The sequence below is a fragment of the Kineococcus sp. GCM10028916 genome (assembly GCF_042674865.1).
Lineage (GTDB): Bacteria > Actinomycetota > Actinomycetes > Actinomycetales > Kineococcaceae > Kineococcus.
This window is the reverse complement of record NZ_JBHTFM010000003.1, coordinates 57,662-76,680: the sequence shown is the minus strand read 5'-3', so window position 1 is coordinate 76,680 and position 19,019 is coordinate 57,662. Positions and strand designations below refer to the sequence as shown.

Sequence of the window (19,019 nt, the reverse complement as noted above, 5' to 3'; positions counted from 1 at the left end):
TGGTGCCGAGCGTTCGACGAGTCGATCAGCAGGCAGGCTCCCACGTCGGACTCGTCGGTGGCAGCGGTTCTGGATCTCGGGATCGACGGTCGGCGATCTCACGCATCTCGGCAGGGGAAGTCGTCGGCCGCTGGGCACGCGCGCAGCGCGGGATGACCGTGAAGTCGGCCGTGGCGGCAGCCACGTAGGGGTGCAGATCCGACAGCTTGGGCTCCAAGCCGAAGTCCAGTCAGTCCGTGAGTCGCTGCTGCAGTTGAGCGACGCGCTCTGCAATGTCGTCGCGGATCGAGGTCATCCGTTCGACACCTTCGATCCCGCGCAAAGACGGTTCGTCGGTCTCCCACACCTCAACGGGTGTCCCGTCGACCGAGTCGACCTGGGCCTCAGAGCCAAGGACCACCACGAGGTCAGCAGCTCGCACCATGTCGTCGCTGAGTTGCTTGGGCTGCTGGTCAGAGATGTCGATTCCGACCTCGGCCAGGCTGGTCACGGACTGGGCGTTGAGGGTGGTGCCGGCCTTGGTGCCGGCGGAGTCGACCTCGACCGTTGAACCGGCGGCTGCGCGCATGAGGCCCGCGGCCATCTGAGACTTGCCGCCGTTCTTGACGCAAACGAACAAGACGCGAGGGGTGCTCGAGGTGGTGGTCATGGTGCGGGGACTCCTCAGGCTCGGGGAGCAGCAGCGGCAACGGGGGTGGCCAGGACGGCCGAGAGGGCGTTGAGGGCCTCGGGAACCACGGTGAAGTAGGCCCACACCCCCCGCTTCTCGCGGGTGAGGAGGCCGGCGTCGACGAGGACCTTGAGGTGGTGGGAGACCGTGGGCTGGCTCAGGCCGAGGGGCTCGATGAGGTCGCAGACGCAGGCCTCGCCCCCTTCGTGGGCGGCGACCAGGGACAGCAGGCGCAATCGGGCGGGGTCGGCGACGGCCTTCAGCGTCCGGGCCAACGACGCTGCGGTCTCGGCGCTGAGGGGCTCGCGGGTCAGAGGAGCGCAGCACGCGATGCTCCCGGTGGCGGCAGGAGCCAGCGTCAGCGTCGCAGAAGTCATGACCTCAGTATGACGTCAAGCATTCACCATTGTCGATATTGACAGTCGACGATGCCCCTGGCAGGGTCGGATCGATGGATGTCGATGCTTACCGGTCGGTGGGCACGTCGTACCGAGAGGACCTGCAGGTATGAGCGACCTGGTCGCCGAGAACCCCCGAGGCAGCACCGAGACTCCGGTGCTGGCCCGGCTGTCGGTCCTGGACCGCTTCCTGCCCGTCTGGATCATCGCGGCCATGGCGCTGGGCTTGATCCTGGGCCGCCTCGTCCCCGGCCTCGACGACGCCCTGAGTGCGGTGGAGGTCGGCTCGGTCAGCCTGCCCATCGCGATCGGGCTGCTGCTGATGATGTACCCGGTGCTGGCCAAGGTCCGCTACTCCGAGACCTCCCGGGTGACGTCTGACCGCCGGCTGCTCGTCAGCTCGCTCATCCTCAACTGGCTGGTGGGGCCGGCGCTGATGTTCGCCCTGGCGTGGCTGCTGCTGCCGGACCAGCCGGAGTACCGCACCGGGCTGGTCATCGTCGGCCTGGCCCGCTGCATCGCCATGGTGCTGATCTGGAACGACCTGTCCTGCGGTGACCGCGAGGCCGCCGCCGTCCTGGTGGCGATCAACTCCGTCTTCCAGATCCTCGCCTTCGCGGCCCTGGGCTGGTTCTACCTGCAGGTCCTGCCCGGGTGGTTGGGGCTGTCGACCACGAGCGTGAAGTTCTCCGTCGGCGCCATCGTCGTCAGCGTCCTGGTCTTCCTCGGCATCCCGCTGCTGGCCGGGTTCCTCACCCGCACGCTGGGCGAGCGGGTCAAGGGGCGCGCCTGGTACGAGGGCCGCTTCCTGCCCAGGATCGGGCCGATCGCCCTGTACGGACTGCTCTTCACGATCGTCATGCTCTTCGCGCTGCAGGGGGACGCCATCACCTCCCGGCCCGGCGACGTCGCGCGGATCGCCCTGCCGCTGCTGGCCTACTTCGTGATCATGTTCGCGGGGTCCTTCGTGCTGGGCAGGCGCATCGGCCTCAGCTACGCCAAGACCTCCACGCTGTCCTTCACCGCGACGGGCAACAACTTCGAGCTCGCCATCGCCGTCGCGATCGGCACCTTCGGCGTCACCTCCGGCCAGGCCCTGGCCGGGGTGGTCGGTCCGCTCATCGAGGTCCCCGTGCTGGTGGCCTTCGTCCACGTCGCCCTGTGGGCCGGACGGCGCTTCTTCCACGGTGACCCCACCGTCCCCGCCTCGGCGAGCAGGAGTGCGCGATGACCACCGCTGAGACCCTGACCCTGCCCGTTGTCGTCATCGGCGCTGGACCTGTCGGCCTGGCCGCCGCGGCCCAGCTCCTCGAGCGGGGCCTGGAACCGCTGGTGCTCGAAGCAGGTGACGACGCTGCTGCGGCGGTGCGGGCGTGGGGTCACGTCCGGCTGTTCTCCCCGTGGCGCTACGACGTCGACGCCGCCGCGGCCCGGCTCCTGGAGCCCACCGGCTGGACGCACCCGGAGCTGACGGGTCTGCCCACCGGCGCTGACCTCGTCGAGCAGTACCTCGCGCCGCTGGCCGCCACCGACGCCCTCGCGCCGCGCATCCGCACCGGCTCCCGCGTCGTCGCGGTCAGCCGCGCCGGGCTCGACGAGACCCACAGCCGGGGCCGCGACGAGCGACCGTTCCTCGTCCGGGTGCAGCACCGCGACGAGCTGGGCCGCACCAGGGTCGTCGACCACCACGCCCGCGCGGTCATCGACGCCTCGGGCACCTGGACCCAGCGCAACCCGCTCGGCGTCTCCGGCCTGCCCGCCCCGGGCGAAGCCGAGGCAGCCCCGTTCACGGCCGGTCCGCTGCCCGACGTCTCCGGTGTCGACCGCGACCGCTTCGCCGGCCGCCGGGTCCTCGTCGTGGGGTCCGGGCACTCGGCCACCGACACCCTGCTGCACCTGGTCGCCCTGGCCGACACCGACCCGGCTGACGGCCCGCCGACCCGCATCACCTGGGCGGTGCGCGGAGCGTCGGTCGAGCGCACCTTCGGCGGCGGTGACCTCGACGGTCTCCCCGCCCGTGGGGCGCTGGGCTCGCGGCTGCGGCAGGCCGTGGAGTCCGGGCGCATCGAGCTGCACACCGGGGTCACCATCACGGCGCTGCAGCCCAGCGCGGATCGCAGCGAGGTCACCGTCGTGGCCACGACCCCGGCCGGCGAGGAGCACCTGGTCGTCGACGTCATCGCCGCGGCCACCGGCTTCCGCCCTGACCTGGCGATGCTGCGCGAGCTGCGCCTGGACCTCGACCCCGGCATGGAGGCGCCGAGTCGTCTCGCGCCGATGATCGACCCCGAGTTCCACTCCTGCGGCACCGTCGCGCCCCACGGCGCCGACGTCCTCGCGCACCCCGAGGTGGGTTTCTTCATCGCGGGGATGAAGAGCTACGGCCGCGCCCCGACGTTCCTGCTGGCCACCGGCTACGAGCAGGTCCGCTCCATCGCGGCGCACCTCGCCGGCGACGCTGCCGCAGCGGCCGACCTGCAGCTCGACCTGCCCGAGACCGGCGTGTGCTCGACACCGACGTCGACACGGGAGATCGACGCCGTTGACGGCGGCTCGTGCTGCGCCACGGCTGCGCCGAAGCCCGTCAGCACCGGGACCGGCCCTGTCGGGGCGAGTGGTGGAGCCGGTCTGGGCTTCACCACCGGCTTCGCGCACGGCCGCTCCGGCTCCGGAAGCTGCTGATCCCGTGACCGAGGAGAGATCTGTGAGTGACAAGCCCAGTGTGATCTTCGTCTGCGTGCACAACGCCGGCCGTTCGCAGATGGCTGCGGGGTTCATGACGGCCCTGTCGGGCGGGGCCGTCGAGGTCCGCTCGGCCGGCTCCACGCCCGCCGACCAGATCAACCCCACTGCAGTGCGAGCCATGGCCGAGGTCGGCATCGACATCACCGCCGAGCAGCCCAAGGTCCTCACCCCCGAGGCCGTGCAGGCCTCCGACGCGGTCATCACCATGGGCTGCGGCGACGCGTGCCCGTTCTACCCGGGCAAGCGCTACGAGGACTGGGTCCTGGAGGACCCCGCCGGGCAGGGCATCGAGGCGGTCCGTCCGATCCGCGACGAGATCCGCACCCGCGTCCAGGCACTCCTGGCTGACCTGCTGCCCACCGGCACCGCCACCTCGACGGACTGACGGACCGCGGCGCCGTCCTGGCGCTGCCGACGCCGGCGTGCCAGGGCTCGGTCAGTGTCGGGACCGCGACGTCGCCGGCCGCTGAGGACCACACGCCCGGGGGCTCCGCGCGCGCCCGGGGTGACCGTGAGGTCGTCTGCTCGAGGTCAGCCAGGTCGGGTCGGACCCTCCGCCAGGACGGCGCCGGCGTGGTCCAGCGCCTGCCAGGTGCCCTCCTGCGAGCGGGCCGCGGTCGCTTCGTCCACCACGGGCGCGGCCCACCAGACGTGACCCTCGACCGCAGCGAGGTGCCGCTGGTCGTCGGGTGTGGTGACGACGACGTGAGCGACGTCGTCGGAGGCGTAGCCGTAGTAGTCCACGACGTTCTCACCCGGGCTGTACCCGCCGCCGGCGCCGGCCACGGTGGCGATCACCGAGGTGGCGGCCGGGACGGGGATGACGGCTGACATCGCCCCGCTGGAGTCCTCGCGGAGGGTGTAACCGGTGCAGAAGAAGATGCTGTCGCCGTCGTCCTCGCGGTAGGCGGCGGCGTCGGAGACGTCGGTGGAGGCTGCGAAGACCCGGCGCAGGTGGTCGGTGGCTCCTGCGGGCAGGGCGTGGGGGTCGGGCCCGTCGTCACCGGCGCGGTGGGCGGCGCGTCCCTGGCCCATCCGAGCGCACCCCTCGCCGTCGGCCTCCACGGTGCCGTCGGTGCTGGTGGTGCTCACCGGTTCCAGACGCGGCGCGTCAGGGTCCTGGACGGGTGGGGTGGACGCGGTGGTGGGGGCCGGGCTCGTGGCAGCTCCGGTGGCGGCCCGCTCGGCTGCGGTCCGGGTCGACGACGAGCAGCCCGTCAGCAGGGCGACCAGGACGACGGCGACGACGGCGACGACGGCGCAGCCACCCGCGGTCTTGACGCTGGGGTTCACGTGTCCACAGTGCCTCACGGGGGTCGCGGAGGCAGCGGGCTGCGTCGACGACTGTCGGTCACCCGCGGCGACGGGGACCCGGCCGAGCGCAGCACGTGGGCCGGTTCAGCGGGTGGAACCCGACGCTGTCGGGTCTCGTCCACTCCTCATGAGGTGGGGGCGAGGTGTGGTGACGTGGTCGCTGGTGTCGCTCCTGGCGTTGTCCTCCACGGCCTGCCGCAGCGCGCCGGAGTCCGGGGTGCTGCCGGAGCCGACGTGGGACGTTCCCGTCCTGAGCGGCGCCTGGGTGCAGATGGCGCCGGCACCGCTCAGCGCCCGAGGCGATGCCGCGAGCACGGTGCGGGACGGGCAGTTCGCCGTCGCCGGTGGCTACGTCTACCCCGATCCCACCCCGGCACCCTGCGGCGACGGAGGCAGCTGCGCGGGACCGGCCCCCAGCTTCCGCGACGACGGCGCGTCCTGGTCGGCGGCGACCGGGTCGTGGACCCCGCAGCCGAGCCTGCACGGGGTGGACAGCTACGCGAGAGGCCCCTTCCTGGAGCCGTGGCTCGGGCCCACGGGTTTCGACGTCGCCCAGGCGCCCCCGCCACTGCCCTTGACCGCCGGGGAGAGCGGGCGCTGGGTGGGTCGCACGTTCGTCGTCGCCGGCTGGTCGAACGCCACCGAGGACGAACGTGTGCGCAAGCCGGTGGCCGTGGGTTCCTTCGACGCTGACACGGGGCGGTGGAGGGTGGATCCGTGGCCGTTGCCCGACGCCTACCAGCAGGAGCTGGTCAGCGTGTGGACGGGGACGCAGTTGGTGATCATCGTCAAGGCGATCGGTGCGGGCTGCTCCGACGAGCAGGCGTGCCGGCGGGTGGTGACCTGGTCACCGCAGGGCGGGTGGAACCAGGTCGCGGAGTGGGCGATCGGGCCGGCCGCCGGCGTCGACGGAGACCCCGGCGGGGCGCCGGAACCAGGTGAGGCGGGCGGGGGCAGTGCGGCGGTGGACCGCTCACCGGGTCACTGGGTGGGCTTCGACGAGTTGTTGTGGGACGGGCGGCGGGTGGTCGGGGTCACCTTCGGGCAGGACGTCGTCCTCGCGTCGGTCGCCGTGGACACCGCTCACGTCGAAGAGCTCGCCTCCCTGCCCGGTGGGGGGTCGACGGCCGAGCCGGTGGCGTTGACCCGTGGTGGTGACGTGCTGCTGGTCTCTGATCGTCAGACCGCGCTGCTGGGCCCGGACGGGGAGTGGGCGAAGCTCCCCGCTGTGCCCGGCCCGCGGGAGGCGGGGCGTGCGGTGGGACTCGTCGGTGACGTCGTGGTGCGGTGGGGTGGGCGGGTGCTGCCCGGGGCCGAGGGCAGTGCCGATTCCGCCGACGGATGGTTCTTCCGGTTGCCGAGCTGAGCCCGCCCAGAACAGCGCGCCCGCGCGCACCGCGGGACGACCGTGAGGCTGCAGGGTGCCGCGACGACGGGCTGCGTGCAGACCGTCGTCGCGGGAGGACAGTTGGATCGGGAGGCCGTCGCTGAGGCGGGACTCCTGTTCGACGGCCTTCACCGGACGGGGTGGCGTCGGTGCGGGACCTGCTCCTGTCCAGATGATCACGCGGATCGCGGGACGACCGGACGTCGGGGTGTTCGAGGTGCCGCGGATCAGTGGCCTCCGGCGATGGTCGCTGGAGAGGACCCTCCCGCCGTTGCCGTCGCTGCGGGGGTGAAGTCGCCAGGGGCACGCGTGGCGCGAGGAGCATCACGCCGAGCCCATCGACGACCTCAGCCGTCGACTCCCGAAGGATCGCGGCTAGCCCGTGACGCGCCGGACCGCCCCCACGACCACGTCCACGGCGACGCCGAACACCACGTGCGACCCGCCTTCCCAGACCCACCACGCCTTCGGCAGGTCCGACACCGGGGCCTGCACGCCCATCACGGGCAGCAGCGTCGCGTGGAAGGCGCCGAACAGCGCGGCGCCGCCGAGGGTCCCTGCCCCGGCCCGCGTGAGCGGCACCCGCCGCGACGCCACGGAGTAGGCGACGGGGTAGCCGTAGGCCAGGGCGCGGTGGAACCAGACGGCGCCCGCCTCCAGGGCGTCGCCCTCCAGGGCGTCGCCGTTCCCGCCGCGCAGGTCGACCAGACGCCGGTACAGCACCGAGGGGGGCATGCGGTCGCCGTGGCCCGCGGGGTCGGCGCCGGGGAGTTCCTTCTGGCCGGGTGCGGGCGGGAGGAGCTTCTCGCCCCAGCCCTGCAGCGTGGACTCGGCCTTCGCCTTCGCCCGCACCGCCACCCAGCCGGCCAGGAAACCCGTCGCCACGTCGAGCGCGAACCGCGATGTCTTCACGAGGTGTGGCTACCCGATCGAGGCAGCGAAAGCAATTTCCGTGGATCCCGTGGATCCCGTGGATCCCGTGGATCTCGGGGCGCGGCGGTGTCGGCCTGGCCGACGGCGCGGTGAGCGTGGACGGCGATGAGCGCTTCACCGGTGACGTTCCCGCATCCCCGTCCCCGATCCTCCAACCCCTCGGCGTACGCCGGGTCCGGGCCCCGGTGCCGGGGAGCAGTGCCGCCGCACCACGTCCCGGCGTGAAGCGGCTCGGGCCGCAGGATCATCCGACCGTCCACGACTGCGCCCAGATCGCGGGATGACCGTGAAGTCGATGGACGCCAGACTGCTGGGATGGCAGGCCACACCGACGTTGAGCTGCAGGCCGCACTCGATGCCGCGGACGCGTACTTGCGGCAGCCCGACGACGGGGCTCTTGCTGAGGAGTGGGAGAAGTGGATGGAGCTGCAGGTCGCGGCGAGCACCGTCGCGGGCTGTGTCCAGACCGTCGTCTCCGGAGGGCAGCTGGACCGGGAGGCCGTTGCGGAGGCAGGGCTGCTCTTCGATGGCCTGCACCGGACGGGGTGGCATCGGGAGGAGACCGCGGCGTGGTGTCGGGTGCGGGATCTGCTCTTGTCCAGATGACCATGCTCGCCACGCACTGAACGCGGGATGACCGTGCGTCTGTCGGCCATGCTGGAGCGGTGCGAGCAAGCCTGGCTGAAGAGCAATGGAACGCCGTGGAATCGGGGCAGGTGATCAGTCCCAGCGGAAGCCGGTTCACGCGTGGTTCCAGCCGCATCAAGCGCCGCGAGGCTGACGCGCTGATCGCAGCCGGGGCCCCACTGGTCCTCTACTGGTACGGCGGCCAGCAGCTCGACTACTTCGACGGCTCCGATGCTCTGGAGCGGTGGCAGGCAGTACGCCAGACCCTGACCAGCCAGACGCCGCAGCCGGGCGGCGAGGTCGTGTGGACGGGTGGGCGCTGGGTCAGTGACGACGACGAGGACCTGCTACTGCTGACCGGTCAGTGCTGAGCGCGCACCGCGGGATGACCGTGCGTTGCGCGCGCACTGCGAGATGAGCAGGCGTTGGTCAGCGATGCCGAGAGCGAGCCACGATGACCGTTGCGAATGAACGAGCGGCAACGACGCTGAAGAAGAGAGCAAGGACGAGCCGCAGGCCCCACCAATCGGCTCCGATGAGCAGCAAGATCCACGACAAGACCGCCGCGGGCCCATGAGACAGCCCACCACCAAGGCTCGTTGCGGTGTGTCCGCAGACTGCCACCACGGGCGCTTCGTCGGCTGGTGCGAGGAACTCAGTTGGAAGGACGGGTCACTGTCGTTGCTCACCACAACAGATCGAGGTCTGAAGGCTTACGTTCGCAGCCCGAAGGACAGTCCGCGTGCTCTTTGAGCTTCACCCGCTCTTCGGCAAGACCGCGACGTCGCCAGCCGCTCGAGACTGCGCACAACTCGTCATGTCTGGTAGATCGATACCGGGTTCAGCTGCTGCTGATCAGGCACCCGCACGGTGACGAGGAAGTCGTTGCGGGTTGCGACCACGATCTCTCCGGTCCACGGGTCCTCGAGGTGGCCATCGTCGTCACCGAAGCCGCAGAGCGCTGTTCCCCCGGGCACGCGAAGGACAGGTCGAGTACTCCCGTCGTCCAGGACGACCTCGACGTCGACCACTCGTCCTCGGACGCGCTCGAAGGGGTGAGCGACCTCCAGGTCGTGGTGGGTCTCGACGAGTCGCGGCTGGGCACTGGGTTCGGTGATGAGGAGGCACGTGAAGTCGACCACCTGGTCACGCTCGACGGGACCTCCGCAACATTCGTGCTCCCAACCACCGACTTCGACGACGACGTCCACGGCGGGAAGGTACGCCGCCGGCCGCTCCGTCGGGGCGGAGGAGCCGCCCGTCGAGGTCCGGTCATCGTCATGACCGCGACGTCGGTGCAGCGGGGCGACCCCCGTCGTGGGGGAAGACGTGGGTGCGCCGATCTGGTCGCCCGGGTGACCGTTTCGGTTCACCCACGGGTGACCTCATGTGGTGACAGCGGTGGGTGCGACGGCCAGGGCTGAACGCCCGGACATCGTCACGAGCGTGAAGTCGTGGCTGGCCGTGATCGCACTCGGAGGGCGGGATGACCGTGAACTACGTGGAGCCGCTCGCCGAGGCGCGGCGCACCCACGACAGGACGGTCAGCAAGGTGGCCTGGTCGAGGCTGCGGGCTGCCCAGTCAGCGGTCGTTAGGTCATGGGCGCCGACAGGGACACTGCTCCTGGTGAGGAAGTCGATGATGTCCTGGCCTTCGAGTGGGCGGTAGTCCATGTAGCGCCGGGGCATGCCGCTGCCTAGCACGGAGGGGGCGACGTCCAATGCTTGATCGGGTACGGAGGTGTTCAGATCGAAGAGCCTGATGTTCCAGTCTTCGTTGCCTGCTTCGTCGGGCTGGGGGGGCGGGTCCGTTGTTCATGTGCTCCTCGATTCTGGCTGAAACACGATCATGCGCTTCTCGGCATGACCGCGACGTCGTCTGCAGTGCGGTAGGTCTGCGCATCGCGTCACCTTGGGAGCGATGGCCTGGACCACTCAGAGAGGTTGTCCAGAGACGTCGCGCAGCACAGTGCCATCCCGGAGGGTGACGTCGAGGGTGTACGTGGGCACCAGGTGGGTGGTGCGGCACTCGCCCTCGCAGTTGTTCTCCGCGCCCGGAGAGGACGGCGTGGTGGTCTTGCGCATCGCACGACCCGGCCACCAAGCGGCGTAGTGACCGTCCTGGACCGTGGCTTGCGCAGTCAGTCCACCCTGGGCGTGGACGGTGACCGCTGCGACGTTCTCGCCTACGAGCCCGTCGAGGACTGAGAGCTCATCGCCGGGGGTCGTGTCCTCGGAGATTCCGCTGACGCTGATGGCGTCGGCGGCCGGGCGCGCCCCTCCACCGCCGCCGCCGGCCACGAACGACGCCTCGCCTCCCGGTGGGAGGTCCACCAGGCACGTCAGCGTCACGACGGGGTCCGACCCCTCGTCCAACACCACGAGGACGAGGTCTCCTCGCCGCTCAGCCAGCCGGGTCTGCCACCGCTTGACGTGGTAGCCGTACGTCAAGGTCTCCTCCGCGGCGCACGCCTGGCTCGCGGCGGCAGCGTCGGCGGGGCTCGCAGCGGTAGGTACCGGCGCCCATGAGCCGGCGTACGCCGTTCCCCCGCCGAGCACCTGGGAGGTGTTGACGCCCAGCACCGCGATGCCGGCGGCCAGGGCGAGAGCACCCACGCGCCGCGCGGTACGAGGGAGCCGGGGCAGGAGCGGATCGCGGCCAGCCCGCCCGGGGTACGTGCGGGGCTGGGCCACGATGCCGTCGAGATCCGCTCGGGCACGGACGCGCGCGGCGTGATCCAGGGGGGTCGAGGGCGCCGCGTCCAGGGCTTTCAGTGCGGCGTTGATCTCAGCGTCCGGGCGGTGGGTGGGGCTCATCGGGTCGCCTCCAACGTGTCGTCTGTGAGGGGGTGGCGCGGCGGTGCCGCGGCGGGCCTCGGGGTGTCGGTGCCGTCCAGGTGCACGCGCAGGGCTCGTCGGGCGCGCATGAGGCGCAACCGGTAGGCGGTGGCGGTGGTGCTGAGTACCAGCGCGGCCTGGGCGGATGTCAGGTCCTCGAAGACGGCGAGGGCGAGGACTTCTTGCTCACCGGGGTCGAGGCGTTGCCAGGCGGTGGTGAGGTCGAGGGAGGCGATGACGGCGTCGTGGGGGTTGCTCGTCGCCTCGCCTTGATCGGCCAGCCGGACGGTGAGGGCTTGGCGGCGGCCGCTGCTCCGGCGTGAGGTCAGCAGGCAGTTGCGGGCGATGCCGAACACCCAGGCGCGTTGAGCGTCGCGACGTCGTGGGGCGTCCTCGAAACGTCGCCAGGCGACGAGCAAGGCGTCGGCGACCACGTCCTCGGCGCTGCTGGTTGCCTCGCTCGGTAGGCGACGGTTGACGAAGCGCAACACGTCGGCGTACACGTCGGTGTACAGCGCGTGAAAACGCTGCTCGTCCGCAGCATCGGGCAGCGGTGGTGGGCTCACACCCACCTCCTGACCGGCACCCCTGTCACTGTTTCACCGGGTCTTGCTGTTGGTGGGGCGGAGGGCTTGCTCACCCGCTGACGCTGTCAGGTGCGGACGCCTCCAACTGTCACCACAGGGTGTCGAGCGGCGCGGACATCAGCAAGACCGCGATCGTCGTCAGCTGCCGACGATCGCGCCCGGACCGCGGGATGACCGGTAGATGTGCGTGTCCGCAGCCCACGACCTCACGGCCTGCAACGGCGCAGTCGAAGGTACTAGGCGGCACCTACTTCCTCCACTACTGTGCACGACATGACAGCGGCTGGCGACGACGCAGACCGACGAGCGCAACTCGTCCGCGGAGTCCTGGACATGTGCCTGCTCGCGATGCTGCGCCAACAGCCCGGCCACGCCTACGAACTCAGCCACCGCCTGCAACAGGCCGGGCTGGGTGAGACCAGCTACGGCACGATCTACCCCCTCATCACCCGCCTGCGCCGACTCGGCCTGCTGGAGGAGCGCAGCGAGCCCAGCGGCTCCGGCCCTCCGCGCAAGGTCTTCAGCCTCTCCCCTCAAGGCGAGACCGCTTTGGCGGCCTGGAGCACCCAGTGGCTGCAATCCACCCACGTCGTGGCAAACCTGCTGGTCGCCACCGACGTCGTCACTCCTCAGGAGGTCACGCTGTGAACGTGCTGCCGGGTAGGAAGAAGAATCACGAGGGACTACCCCCGGTCGTGGCCTCGGCGCTGGCCCAGCTGGACTCCCGCTGGAGGGAGGACGACGTACCGCGGGCGGAGCGTCAGGCCCTGCTGCAGGACGTGCGCGCCGACCTGGTGGCCGCCCACACCGCCACCGGCGGCCAGGACGTGCACGACGTGGCAGACCTGCTGGGCTCTGACCCGGCGACCTTCGCCGATGAGGTGGTGCGAGAGCGTGGCGTTCACCGTCCTCGGGGTCGCTACAGCACCGTGCTGGTGCTCGCCGTGGTCGGGGCGTTGGTGGCGCTGGTCATCTGGCCGTTCTTCCAGACCGCGATCAGCGCCGCGACCATCTCGCCCACCGACACCGCCACACCCGCCTCCGGCAGCTACGTGGACGCCGACGGCAACGTCACCTACATCGCGGATCCCTACACGAGGGGGCAGTGGGTGGTCTTGTTCGGCGGATACGTCTTCATGGGTGTGGTGGCGGTGGCGTTGATGGTGGCCGGGGTGCACGTGGCGCTGCGCAACCGGGTCCGGGCCCACGCCACCGTGTGGCGGGCGGCGGTGTTGATTCCTGTGTCGGTGGCGGTGTCCTTGCCGACGGCGATCTACTACGCGGGGCTGACTGGGTACAGCACCACACTTGAGGTCGTGCTCTTCGAGTGTTCTCTGGTGCTCGGGGGAGCGCTGCTCGCTGTAGTCATTGCGCGGTGGTGGGCGTTGCGCAGGCGGACAACGGTCGTCGCGTAGTCATGAGTCAAGTACATCCCAGAGCGCGGAATGACCGAGCGCTTGGTGGACCGCGCCGAGACGTGGTGACGCTGGGAATGTTGCTGACCGTCCTCGGCTCCTAGGGGGTGGCCGATCCGCTGCATGTCCCCGGGCCCACCTTCAGCCGCTCTGAGCGGCCTTCCGCCGAGAGGCGACTGCCGGGTCGACCACAACACGTCTACGGCCGCCGGGCTGAACAGCCCGGCGGCCGTCGTGCGTCCTGGGTCAGGTCACCGCCGCCGCTGATCGCGCGATGACCGTGACGTCGCGCGGAGACCCAGCCTGATCTCGCCAGGCGACTACGTGCACTCCACCCCAAGGGACCCCACGCGGTAGGTCCCTGTCGGTGCGTCCTCGACGGTGGCGGTGGCGGTGTAGCCGGGTTGGGTGGAGGTCAGCTGACCAGCGCCGGTCGGGATGGGTCGGAGCCATGACCCTCAAGCGACCAACGACACGGATCACCCACACAAGTGGGATGACCGTGCGGTCGTCCCACGACGGCATGACCAGGCGGCCACCCCAAGGAGTGCGCTTTGCTTCGGCAGAGCGTCGTGGTCCACCGTTGAGATCAGCCTCGCCCCTTGGCGAGGTGACCTGATCGGGAGGCGATGTGGACGTGCAGCTGCAGGTGGCCGGAGCGGTCGAGACCTGTCAGGCGGTGCTGTTCGACATGGACGGCGTGCTGGTCGACTCCATGGCCCTCATCGAGGAGCAGCTACGTCAGTGGGCGCGCGAGCACGGCGTCGATCCCCAGCTCCTGGTGGACCTGTCCCCGGGGCGGACCAACGCCGAGCTGGTCGCGCAGGTCGCCCCGCACCTGGATGCCGCTGCCGAGGAGCGGCTGCTGCTGGAGCAGGAGGTGGCCACCGCCGGCGAGGTCCGGGCCTGTGCGGGGGCCTTGGAGCTGGTTGCTCAGCTTCCGGTGGGGGCGTGGGCGGTGGTCACCTCGGGGAACCGGCCGGTGGCTCAGGCGCGGTTGCGCGCAGCTGGGTTCGGCGAGCCCGCTGTCTTGGTCAGCGCGGACGACATCACAGCGGGCAAGCCTGACCCGCAGGGGTGTGAGATGGCTGCGCGCCTTCTTGGTGTGATGCCGCAGGCGTGCGTGGTGGTGGAGGACGCGGTCGCTGGTCTGCAGGCGGCGGCGGCTGCGGGGATGCGGGCGGTGGCGGTCGAGGGCCAGACGGGTCCCTTGCCGGCGCCGTACGCGCACGCGGTCAGGTCTTTGACGCAGGTGAGCGCAAGGTTGGGCTGAGCGGGCGCGATCCGCGTCTGCTTGCATCCGCTCCTCGACAAGAACGTGAAGTTGTCGGCCGCCGCCGACCGCGCGCACCACGGGATGACCGTGAAGTCGCCCGGTGGATGGTGAGGGAAGTGATCGCCCTCGATCGTCAGGTCACCTGCAGTCGTGGGCGGGATCGTGACCGGGGGCAGGCAATGTCACGGAGTCCAGTGCGTAGGTGCCTCGAGTCTTGGCGATCTCGGCGTTGAAGGTGGCCTCGGCGATGAGCTGACCGTCACTGTCCAGCGCCCGCAGCGGTGCCCCCGTCCTGGGAAACGACGCCCGGCGCGCAGCGTCCAACAACGCGGAGAAGCCTTCGACTTCACCTTGCGATCCGGCCATGAACCCGTCGAAGGACGGGTCTTCGTTGCTGACGGGTGCACGGTCGAGCAGGTACTGGTGGTTGCCCTGCGCGTTCTCCAGGTTGGCGCGCATCAGCTCTTCAGCGCTGGCGAAACCGGATACGGACTCGTAGATCGTGTAGGAGTAGCACCGGGAGGGCACGGGGTCCGCAGGTAGGGCTGACGCGGAGGAGCCGGCGAGCAGCAGGGGACTCGTGATGACTGCGACGATGCTGGCCAAGACCCGGATGGTCCTCATGACTGTCCATCGGTGCGTCTGTATCGGTACTCGAGCCGACTTCTTGAGCGTCCGAACGGGTGGTCAGTCACGCTCTCACCAACTGAAACGGCTGAGCGCTTCTCGCCATGACCGCGACGTCGCCGACCGCTCACAACGCGGGATGACCGTGCGGTCGTTGGTGGGTCTGGTCCTGCTGGCGGGACCTCGATCAGTCCCTGGGGCGGTACGCCCTGACGGTGGTGTCGACCTCGGCGTCCCCGGACTCCGGTACGCCGCTGCTGCCGGCGACGATGAGCGTGTCACCCGCCCTGCCACCGCGTGGTGAGCCGTCGCTGTGGATCGCGGATGCGGTGGCGTGGTGCTGAACTCACGGCAGCCTGTGGGCGCCCGATCATCGGGAGAGCCAGCAGGTGCGGTGAGCTGACCGTGCGTTCTGCTCCTCGACGTGACCGGGTCGTCACGTCCAGCGGGGGTGTGGCACGAGGCTGGACCTCGACGCGCTGGTGTCGGTCGTTCACCGATCCAGCGGCTCGTCCAGCACCTTGCTGAACAACGTCGTACCCCTCACGTCCCCGTCGGGGTTCACCGCGTACCCCTCGATGGTCCCGACGCGGTGCCAGCCCCACCGTTCGTAGGTGCCCTCCGCGGGGCTCCCCGTCTCGGTGTCCAGCACCAGCAGAGTTCGCCCCGCTCGCACAGCTGCCTCTTCCGCCGCGGTCACCAGGCGGGAGGCGAGCCCCCGCCCCCGGAAGTCACGGTGGACCAGCAGTTTGGTCAGCTCGGCGCGGTGCGGGGCGTTCTCGGGCTGGTCCACGCGCAGGCTGACGGTCCCGGCGACCCGTGTCGTCCCCTGCACCTCCTCGACCGCGACCCACGTCCACCCGCCCGCGAGGTACCGACGCCACCACTGCTCGGCGTCCACGACGTCGGGGACGCGGACGAAGCCGACGCTGGCGCGGTCCTGGACGGCGTCCCGCAGCACCTCCACGAGGCCGGCGAGGAGGTCGGTCGGGACGGGGTCGGGGACGCGCAGGAGATCCACACGCCCACTGTCCCGTGCCGCCGACACGGACGCGGGACGACCGTGGAGTCGCCGGCGTCCACGACGTGAGGCGTGGTTCAGCCGTCGCCGTTGTCCTGGATGAGCCAGGGGTCCTGGTCGCCGTCGCGCATCAGCAGGTAACCCCACGACGTGGGGCCGTCCGGCATGGTCTCGTCGCCCGCGCCGTGCAGGGTGAAGGTCACGGGGACGAAGACGGCTTGGGCGTGCCCCTCGGCTGCGGTGCCCGTGGGGTCTTGACGGAGGCTGGTTCCCACCTCGATGTCGTCGATCTGCGGGGGATCCTCGGCCCAGTCGCTCCGGCCGGCGAACCTCGAGGTCTCCAGCGCCCGCGCGGTGGACTCGTCGTGCCGGTGCAGGGCCTGCAGGTACGTCCGCACGACGTCTTCCGGTGACGTGCTCGCCGAGGGCGTGTAGGACGGTGCGCTGGAGGCGGGCAGGAGGACGGCGTTGCTCCCGCCGACGAAGTGCAGCCCACCGGTGACCGCAGCCACCACCACCGCTGCTGCCACCGCGCGGGGCAGGACCTGGTGGCGCAGCTTGCGGCGTCTCCCGCCTCGGGTGACCCCGGCGGGGGTGATGCGCGAGGCCGGCGGGGGTGATGCGCGAGGCCGGCGGGGGTGCCGCGGCCAGGGCCGCGCGCAGCTGCGCGGCGACCTCGTCCGGTCCAGGTCGGGTGCCGGGAGGGTTCATCGGGGACTCACCTCGTCCGTGGGCAGGAAGGGTGCCGAGGATGGCCGCAGCCGCTGCTGCAGGGCCCGCCGGGCGTGGCTGGTCTGACTCTTGACGGTGCCTTCGCTGCATCCCATGATCTCGGCGACCTCGGCCACGTCGACGTCTTCGACGAAGCGCAGCACGGCCACCGCCCGCTGTCGTGGAGGCAGCGCGGCGAGTGCGGCCAGCAGGTCCAGGCGCTGACCGGTGTCCACGTCGGTGGCCGCGACGTCGTGGTCCTCGACACGACCGGTGGGGTGCTCGCGCCGTCGCCACGGGCGGCGCTGTTCGCTGATGAAGCGGCGCACCAGGACGACTCGTGCGTAGCCGAGGACGTCACCGTGCCGGGTCACCCGGCCCCAGACGACGTAGAGGCGTTCGAGGGTGTCCTGGACCAGGTCGTCGGCTCGGTGCCAGTCGTGGCAGCAGGCGTAGGCCACCTGCCGCAGCCGCGGGACCGAGGGGACGACGAAGTCCTCGAAGGACTCACTCGTCGTGGCGTTCACGCACCCACCTCCTACCTCCTGGCACGCACGGGCCGACCGCCAGGTTGCACGCCTCCGCGCTGTTCGCGGTGGTCGTGGTGCTGGTGGGAGTCGCGACCGTGGTGCTCGTCGCACCGGATGATCGTCGTTCTCTCGCCCCGGGTTCGATGTCGGTCCTCCTCGGCGTGAGTCTCCTGCTGATCGCTCCGGGCAGGTCACGGCCCGGCGATCACAGCGCCGTTCTCGTCGTCCCTCGAGGTGCGGCCGGGCGACCGCACGATGACCGCGCAGTCGGCTCAGCCGTCGGCGCGGGTGCGCAGATCGACCTCCTGGTCGTGGATGGCGACTTCCTGGTCCGGGCACACGGGGCCCGCGAGCGTGACGGTCCTGCCCGAGGGGAAGGTGACCAGGACGTCCCCGTCCGTGCATCCCGCGTCGAGGATCACCATCCCGCCGTCCGCGTCGACGGTGGAGGTCTGGCCGTCGGAGACGACGCTCACGTCGTCGGGTCCGTCGTTGCGGAAGGACAGGTCACCATCCCCGCCGCAGCCGGCCAGAACCACCACCAGGACCGTCCCTGCCGCGACACCGAACAAGCTCCCCCGTGTCCGTCCCACGAACCGATCCTGCGCTGAGCCCGACGTCGCTGCCCGGCTCCGACCAGAGACTCCACGTCCTGATCACCGAACCGCCGCCCGGTCGGTCGTCGTCTGCGCCTGCGCGCACCGCGGGATGACCGAGGAGCCGCGACGTGTCGAAGCAGCAGCTCATCGTGACCGAGGGGCGGCGAGGAACTCGTGAGCGATGAGGACCTGGGCGGGCTCGCGGTGGGTGGTGCTGAGGGCGTGAACCTGCTCCTGCAGCGTGGGTCCGGTCGACGGTGGCTGCTCGCGGTGCCGTTCGTACTGGCCTTGCTCTTCGCAGCCGTCACCCTCTTCGTGCTGCGCTCCTCCGTCGAGCAAGCCGTCCGCCTGTCGCTGTGGATCTTCTGCCCCTCGCTGATCCTGGTGACCGCGGAGTGGCGACGACGCAGGCGCCAGGCCCGTCGGAAGCCGGCGGTGGAGAGTCGGTAGGGCGACTCCCGCCAGATCCGAGGAGCGCCTCAGGCCGCCCTGACCGAGTGAACGATCCGCTGAGCGCTCGTGCGGTGTGGAACAGGTGGGCAGAACGGGGAACGGCAGACGGTGGCCGTGGGGGTCGACCACCACCCGCCGTAGAGCCCCTTTGCGGTCAGGTCGAGGGGGCGAGCTGGGGGTAGAGCGCCTCGACGGGGCCGCTGAGGGCGGCCTTGACCTGCCGGGACGTCTCGTCGGCGAGGATCTCGTAGGCGCCGGCCTCGGTGCCGTCCAGGACCGTGCGCACGAAGTCCGCGGGGTCGGTCTTGGGGTCGTCGGAGTGCGCGGCCATGGCGGTGTCGACGTAACCGACGTGCGCGCCGACGACGTGCACACCGGCGGGGGCCAGTTCCAGGCGCAGGGAGTTCGTGGCCGACCAGAGGGCGGCCTTGGTGGCGCTGTAGATCCCGCCCGCGGCGTACCAGCTCATGGCGGAGATGACGTCGATGACGACCCCCCGGCCGTGCGCGCTGAGAACCGGTGCGAACGCGCGGGCCAGGAACAGCGGACCGAGGAAGTTGACCTCGACGTTGGTGCGGATCTCCTCCTCGGTCTGGATGAGGATGCTGAACGTCGAGGGGGAGGCTCCCGCGTTGTTGATCAGGATGCTCACGTCGGGCGCGGCGGCGACCGCAGCCGTGATCGAGGCGGGGTCGGTGACGTCGAGGCGCAGCGGGACGACGCGCTCGTCGTCCCAGGTGCGGGGGGTGCGGGCGGTGGCGTAGACCTTGGCTGCGCCGCGGGCCAGGGCCTCGTGCACGAAGTGGGTGCCGATGCCCCCGTTCGCGCCGGTGACCAGGACGACTGCTCCCTTGAAACTGGACATGGTTCTGCTTCCTCGCTGTGGTC

At 70.8% G+C, this 19,019-nt stretch carries 23 protein-coding genes; 10 read left to right on the top strand and 13 right to left on the bottom strand.

Features of this window, described 5'->3' with window-relative positions; genetic code table 11:
* Positions 1-229 precede the first annotated feature (229 nt).
* Both ACFQ46_RS02760 and ACFQ46_RS02755 read right to left on the bottom strand, forming a co-directional pair.
* Entirely contained in the window at positions 230-649 is a 420-nt protein-coding gene (locus tag ACFQ46_RS02760) for a low molecular weight phosphatase family protein (RefSeq protein ID WP_380256974.1), read from the bottom strand.
* 14 nt (positions 650-663) lie between these two features.
* Complete coding sequence (locus ACFQ46_RS02755) at positions 664-1,047, bottom strand: metalloregulator ArsR/SmtB family transcription factor (protein WP_380256972.1); 384 nt, start codon at positions 1,045-1,047, stop codon at positions 664-666.
* A gap of 130 nt (positions 1,048-1,177) precedes the next feature.
* Between ACFQ46_RS02755 and arsB the strand changes: the two genes are divergently transcribed.
* Genes arsB through ACFQ46_RS02740 form a run of 3 tightly spaced genes read left to right on the top strand, consistent with a single transcriptional unit; the run spans position 1,178 to position 4,198 of the window.
* On the top strand, positions 1,178-2,299 hold the full coding sequence (arsB, locus tag ACFQ46_RS02750; RefSeq protein ID WP_380256970.1) for an ACR3 family arsenite efflux transporter: 1,122 nt from the start codon (positions 1,178-1,180) through the stop codon (positions 2,297-2,299).
* Positions 2,296-3,750, top strand: a complete 1,455-nt coding sequence (locus ACFQ46_RS02745; protein ID WP_380256968.1) for an FAD-dependent oxidoreductase — start codon at positions 2,296-2,298, stop codon at positions 3,748-3,750. Before arsB ends, ACFQ46_RS02745 begins: the two co-directional genes overlap by 4 nt.
* A 22-nt stretch (positions 3,751-3,772) precedes the next feature.
* Positions 3,773-4,198 carry an arsenate reductase ArsC gene (locus ACFQ46_RS02740; protein WP_380256966.1) on the top strand — a complete coding sequence of 142 codons (426 nt, stop codon included), beginning with the start codon at positions 3,773-3,775 and terminating at the stop codon, positions 4,196-4,198.
* 146 nt (positions 4,199-4,344) lie between these two features.
* Here ACFQ46_RS02740 and ACFQ46_RS02735 read toward each other — a convergent pair whose 3' ends face one another.
* Positions 4,345-5,106 carry a hypothetical protein gene (locus tag ACFQ46_RS02735; protein WP_380256964.1) on the bottom strand — a complete coding sequence of 254 codons (762 nt, stop codon included), beginning with the start codon at positions 5,104-5,106 and terminating at the stop codon, positions 4,345-4,347.
* A 169-nt stretch (positions 5,107-5,275) separates the two neighbouring features.
* Between ACFQ46_RS02735 and ACFQ46_RS02730 the strand changes: the two genes are divergently transcribed.
* Positions 5,276-6,493, top strand: a complete 1,218-nt coding sequence (locus ACFQ46_RS02730) for a hypothetical protein (RefSeq protein ID WP_380256962.1) — start codon at positions 5,276-5,278, stop codon at positions 6,491-6,493.
* Between the two features lie 396 nt (positions 6,494-6,889).
* Here the strand turns inward: ACFQ46_RS02730 and ACFQ46_RS02725 are convergent, their stop codons facing one another.
* Positions 6,890-7,426 (bottom strand): DUF1440 domain-containing protein, encoded by a 537-nt coding sequence (locus tag ACFQ46_RS02725; protein ID WP_380256960.1) that lies wholly within the window; start codon positions 7,424-7,426, stop codon positions 6,890-6,892.
* Between the two features lie 336 nt (positions 7,427-7,762).
* On the opposite strand from ACFQ46_RS02725, the gene ACFQ46_RS02720 reads away from it, so the two are divergent.
* Together ACFQ46_RS02720 and ACFQ46_RS02715 are read left to right on the top strand one after the other, a co-directional pair.
* Positions 7,763-8,053, top strand: coding sequence for a hypothetical protein (locus ACFQ46_RS02720; protein ID WP_380256958.1), 291 nt, complete (start codon positions 7,763-7,765; stop codon positions 8,051-8,053).
* Between the two features lie 59 nt (positions 8,054-8,112).
* Entirely contained in the window at positions 8,113-8,445 is a 333-nt protein-coding gene (locus ACFQ46_RS02715) for a hypothetical protein (protein WP_380256956.1), read from the top strand.
* 444 nt (positions 8,446-8,889) lie between these two features.
* Here ACFQ46_RS02715 and ACFQ46_RS02710 read toward each other — a convergent pair whose 3' ends face one another.
* The 3 genes from ACFQ46_RS02710 to ACFQ46_RS02700 all read right to left on the bottom strand — a co-directional run bounded on the left by ACFQ46_RS02710 (position 8,890) and on the right by ACFQ46_RS02700 (position 11,478).
* Positions 8,890-9,285 (bottom strand): DUF6578 domain-containing protein, encoded by a 396-nt coding sequence (locus ACFQ46_RS02710; RefSeq protein WP_380256954.1) that lies wholly within the window; start codon positions 9,283-9,285, stop codon positions 8,890-8,892.
* 724 nt (positions 9,286-10,009) lie between these two features.
* Positions 10,010-10,690: a hypothetical protein gene (locus ACFQ46_RS02705; RefSeq protein WP_380256952.1), complete on the bottom strand. Its 681-nt coding sequence runs from the start codon at positions 10,688-10,690 to the stop codon at positions 10,010-10,012.
* Between the two features lie 197 nt (positions 10,691-10,887).
* Positions 10,888-11,478: an RNA polymerase sigma factor gene (locus tag ACFQ46_RS02700; protein ID WP_380256950.1), complete on the bottom strand. Its 591-nt coding sequence runs from the start codon at positions 11,476-11,478 to the stop codon at positions 10,888-10,890.
* A 294-nt stretch (positions 11,479-11,772) separates the two neighbouring features.
* Here ACFQ46_RS02700 and ACFQ46_RS02695 point away from each other — a divergent pair, with 294 nt between their 5' ends.
* The 3 genes from ACFQ46_RS02695 (at position 11,773) to ACFQ46_RS02685 (ending at position 14,187) form a co-directional block, all read left to right on the top strand.
* Positions 11,773-12,147, top strand: a complete 375-nt coding sequence (locus ACFQ46_RS02695) for a PadR family transcriptional regulator (RefSeq protein ID WP_380256948.1) — start codon at positions 11,773-11,775, stop codon at positions 12,145-12,147.
* 47 nt (positions 12,148-12,194) lie between these two features.
* Complete coding sequence (locus ACFQ46_RS02690; protein ID WP_380256946.1) at positions 12,195-12,914, top strand: hypothetical protein; 720 nt, start codon at positions 12,195-12,197, stop codon at positions 12,912-12,914.
* Between the two features lie 631 nt (positions 12,915-13,545).
* Positions 13,546-14,187, top strand: a complete 642-nt coding sequence (locus ACFQ46_RS02685) for an HAD-IA family hydrolase (protein WP_380256944.1) — start codon at positions 13,546-13,548, stop codon at positions 14,185-14,187.
* A 141-nt stretch (positions 14,188-14,328) separates the two neighbouring features.
* Here the strand turns inward: ACFQ46_RS02685 and ACFQ46_RS02680 are convergent, their stop codons facing one another.
* The 5 genes from ACFQ46_RS02680 to ACFQ46_RS02660 all read right to left on the bottom strand — a co-directional run bounded on the left by ACFQ46_RS02680 (position 14,329) and on the right by ACFQ46_RS02660 (position 17,621).
* Complete coding sequence (locus ACFQ46_RS02680; protein WP_380256942.1) at positions 14,329-14,796, bottom strand: hypothetical protein; 468 nt, start codon at positions 14,794-14,796, stop codon at positions 14,329-14,331.
* Between the two features lie 514 nt (positions 14,797-15,310).
* Positions 15,311-15,838: a GNAT family N-acetyltransferase gene (locus ACFQ46_RS02675; protein WP_380256940.1), complete on the bottom strand. Its 528-nt coding sequence runs from the start codon at positions 15,836-15,838 to the stop codon at positions 15,311-15,313.
* A 77-nt stretch (positions 15,839-15,915) separates the two neighbouring features.
* On the bottom strand, positions 15,916-16,368 hold the full coding sequence (locus tag ACFQ46_RS02670) for a hypothetical protein (protein ID WP_380256938.1): 453 nt from the start codon (positions 16,366-16,368) through the stop codon (positions 15,916-15,918).
* Between the two features lie 177 nt (positions 16,369-16,545).
* On the bottom strand, positions 16,546-17,076 hold the full coding sequence (locus ACFQ46_RS02665; protein ID WP_380256936.1) for a SigE family RNA polymerase sigma factor: 531 nt from the start codon (positions 17,074-17,076) through the stop codon (positions 16,546-16,548).
* Between the two features lie 275 nt (positions 17,077-17,351).
* A complete protein-coding gene (locus ACFQ46_RS02660; protein ID WP_380256934.1) occupies positions 17,352-17,621 on the bottom strand; it encodes a hypothetical protein in 270 nt (89 codons plus the stop codon).
* A 231-nt stretch (positions 17,622-17,852) separates the two neighbouring features.
* Here ACFQ46_RS02660 and ACFQ46_RS02655 point away from each other — a divergent pair, with 231 nt between their 5' ends.
* A complete protein-coding gene (locus ACFQ46_RS02655) occupies positions 17,853-18,128 on the top strand; it encodes a hypothetical protein (protein ID WP_380256932.1) in 276 nt (91 codons plus the stop codon).
* Positions 18,129-18,285: 157 nt separating this feature from the next.
* Here ACFQ46_RS02655 and ACFQ46_RS02650 read toward each other — a convergent pair whose 3' ends face one another.
* Entirely contained in the window at positions 18,286-18,996 is a 711-nt protein-coding gene (locus tag ACFQ46_RS02650) for an SDR family oxidoreductase (protein WP_380256930.1), read from the bottom strand.
* Positions 18,997-19,019: the final 23 nt, after the last annotated feature.

Coding starts and splice junctions, on each gene's coding strand:
- ACFQ46_RS02760 (WP_380256974.1), bottom strand. CDS start 649: ATGACCACCACCTCGAGCACCCCTCGCGTCTTGTTCGTTTGCGTCAAG.
- ACFQ46_RS02755 (WP_380256972.1), bottom strand. CDS start 1,047: ATGACTTCTGCGACGCTGACGCTGGCTCCTGCCGCCACCGGGAGCATC.
- arsB (WP_380256970.1), top strand. CDS start 1,178: ATGAGCGACCTGGTCGCCGAGAACCCCCGAGGCAGCACCGAGACTCCG.
- ACFQ46_RS02745 (WP_380256968.1), top strand. CDS start 2,296: ATGACCACCGCTGAGACCCTGACCCTGCCCGTTGTCGTCATCGGCGCT.
- ACFQ46_RS02720 (WP_380256958.1), top strand. CDS start 7,763: ATGGCAGGCCACACCGACGTTGAGCTGCAGGCCGCACTCGATGCCGCG.
- ACFQ46_RS02695 (WP_380256948.1), top strand. CDS start 11,773: ATGACAGCGGCTGGCGACGACGCAGACCGACGAGCGCAACTCGTCCGC.
- ACFQ46_RS02650 (WP_380256930.1), bottom strand. CDS start 18,996: ATGTCCAGTTTCAAGGGAGCAGTCGTCCTGGTCACCGGCGCGAACGGG.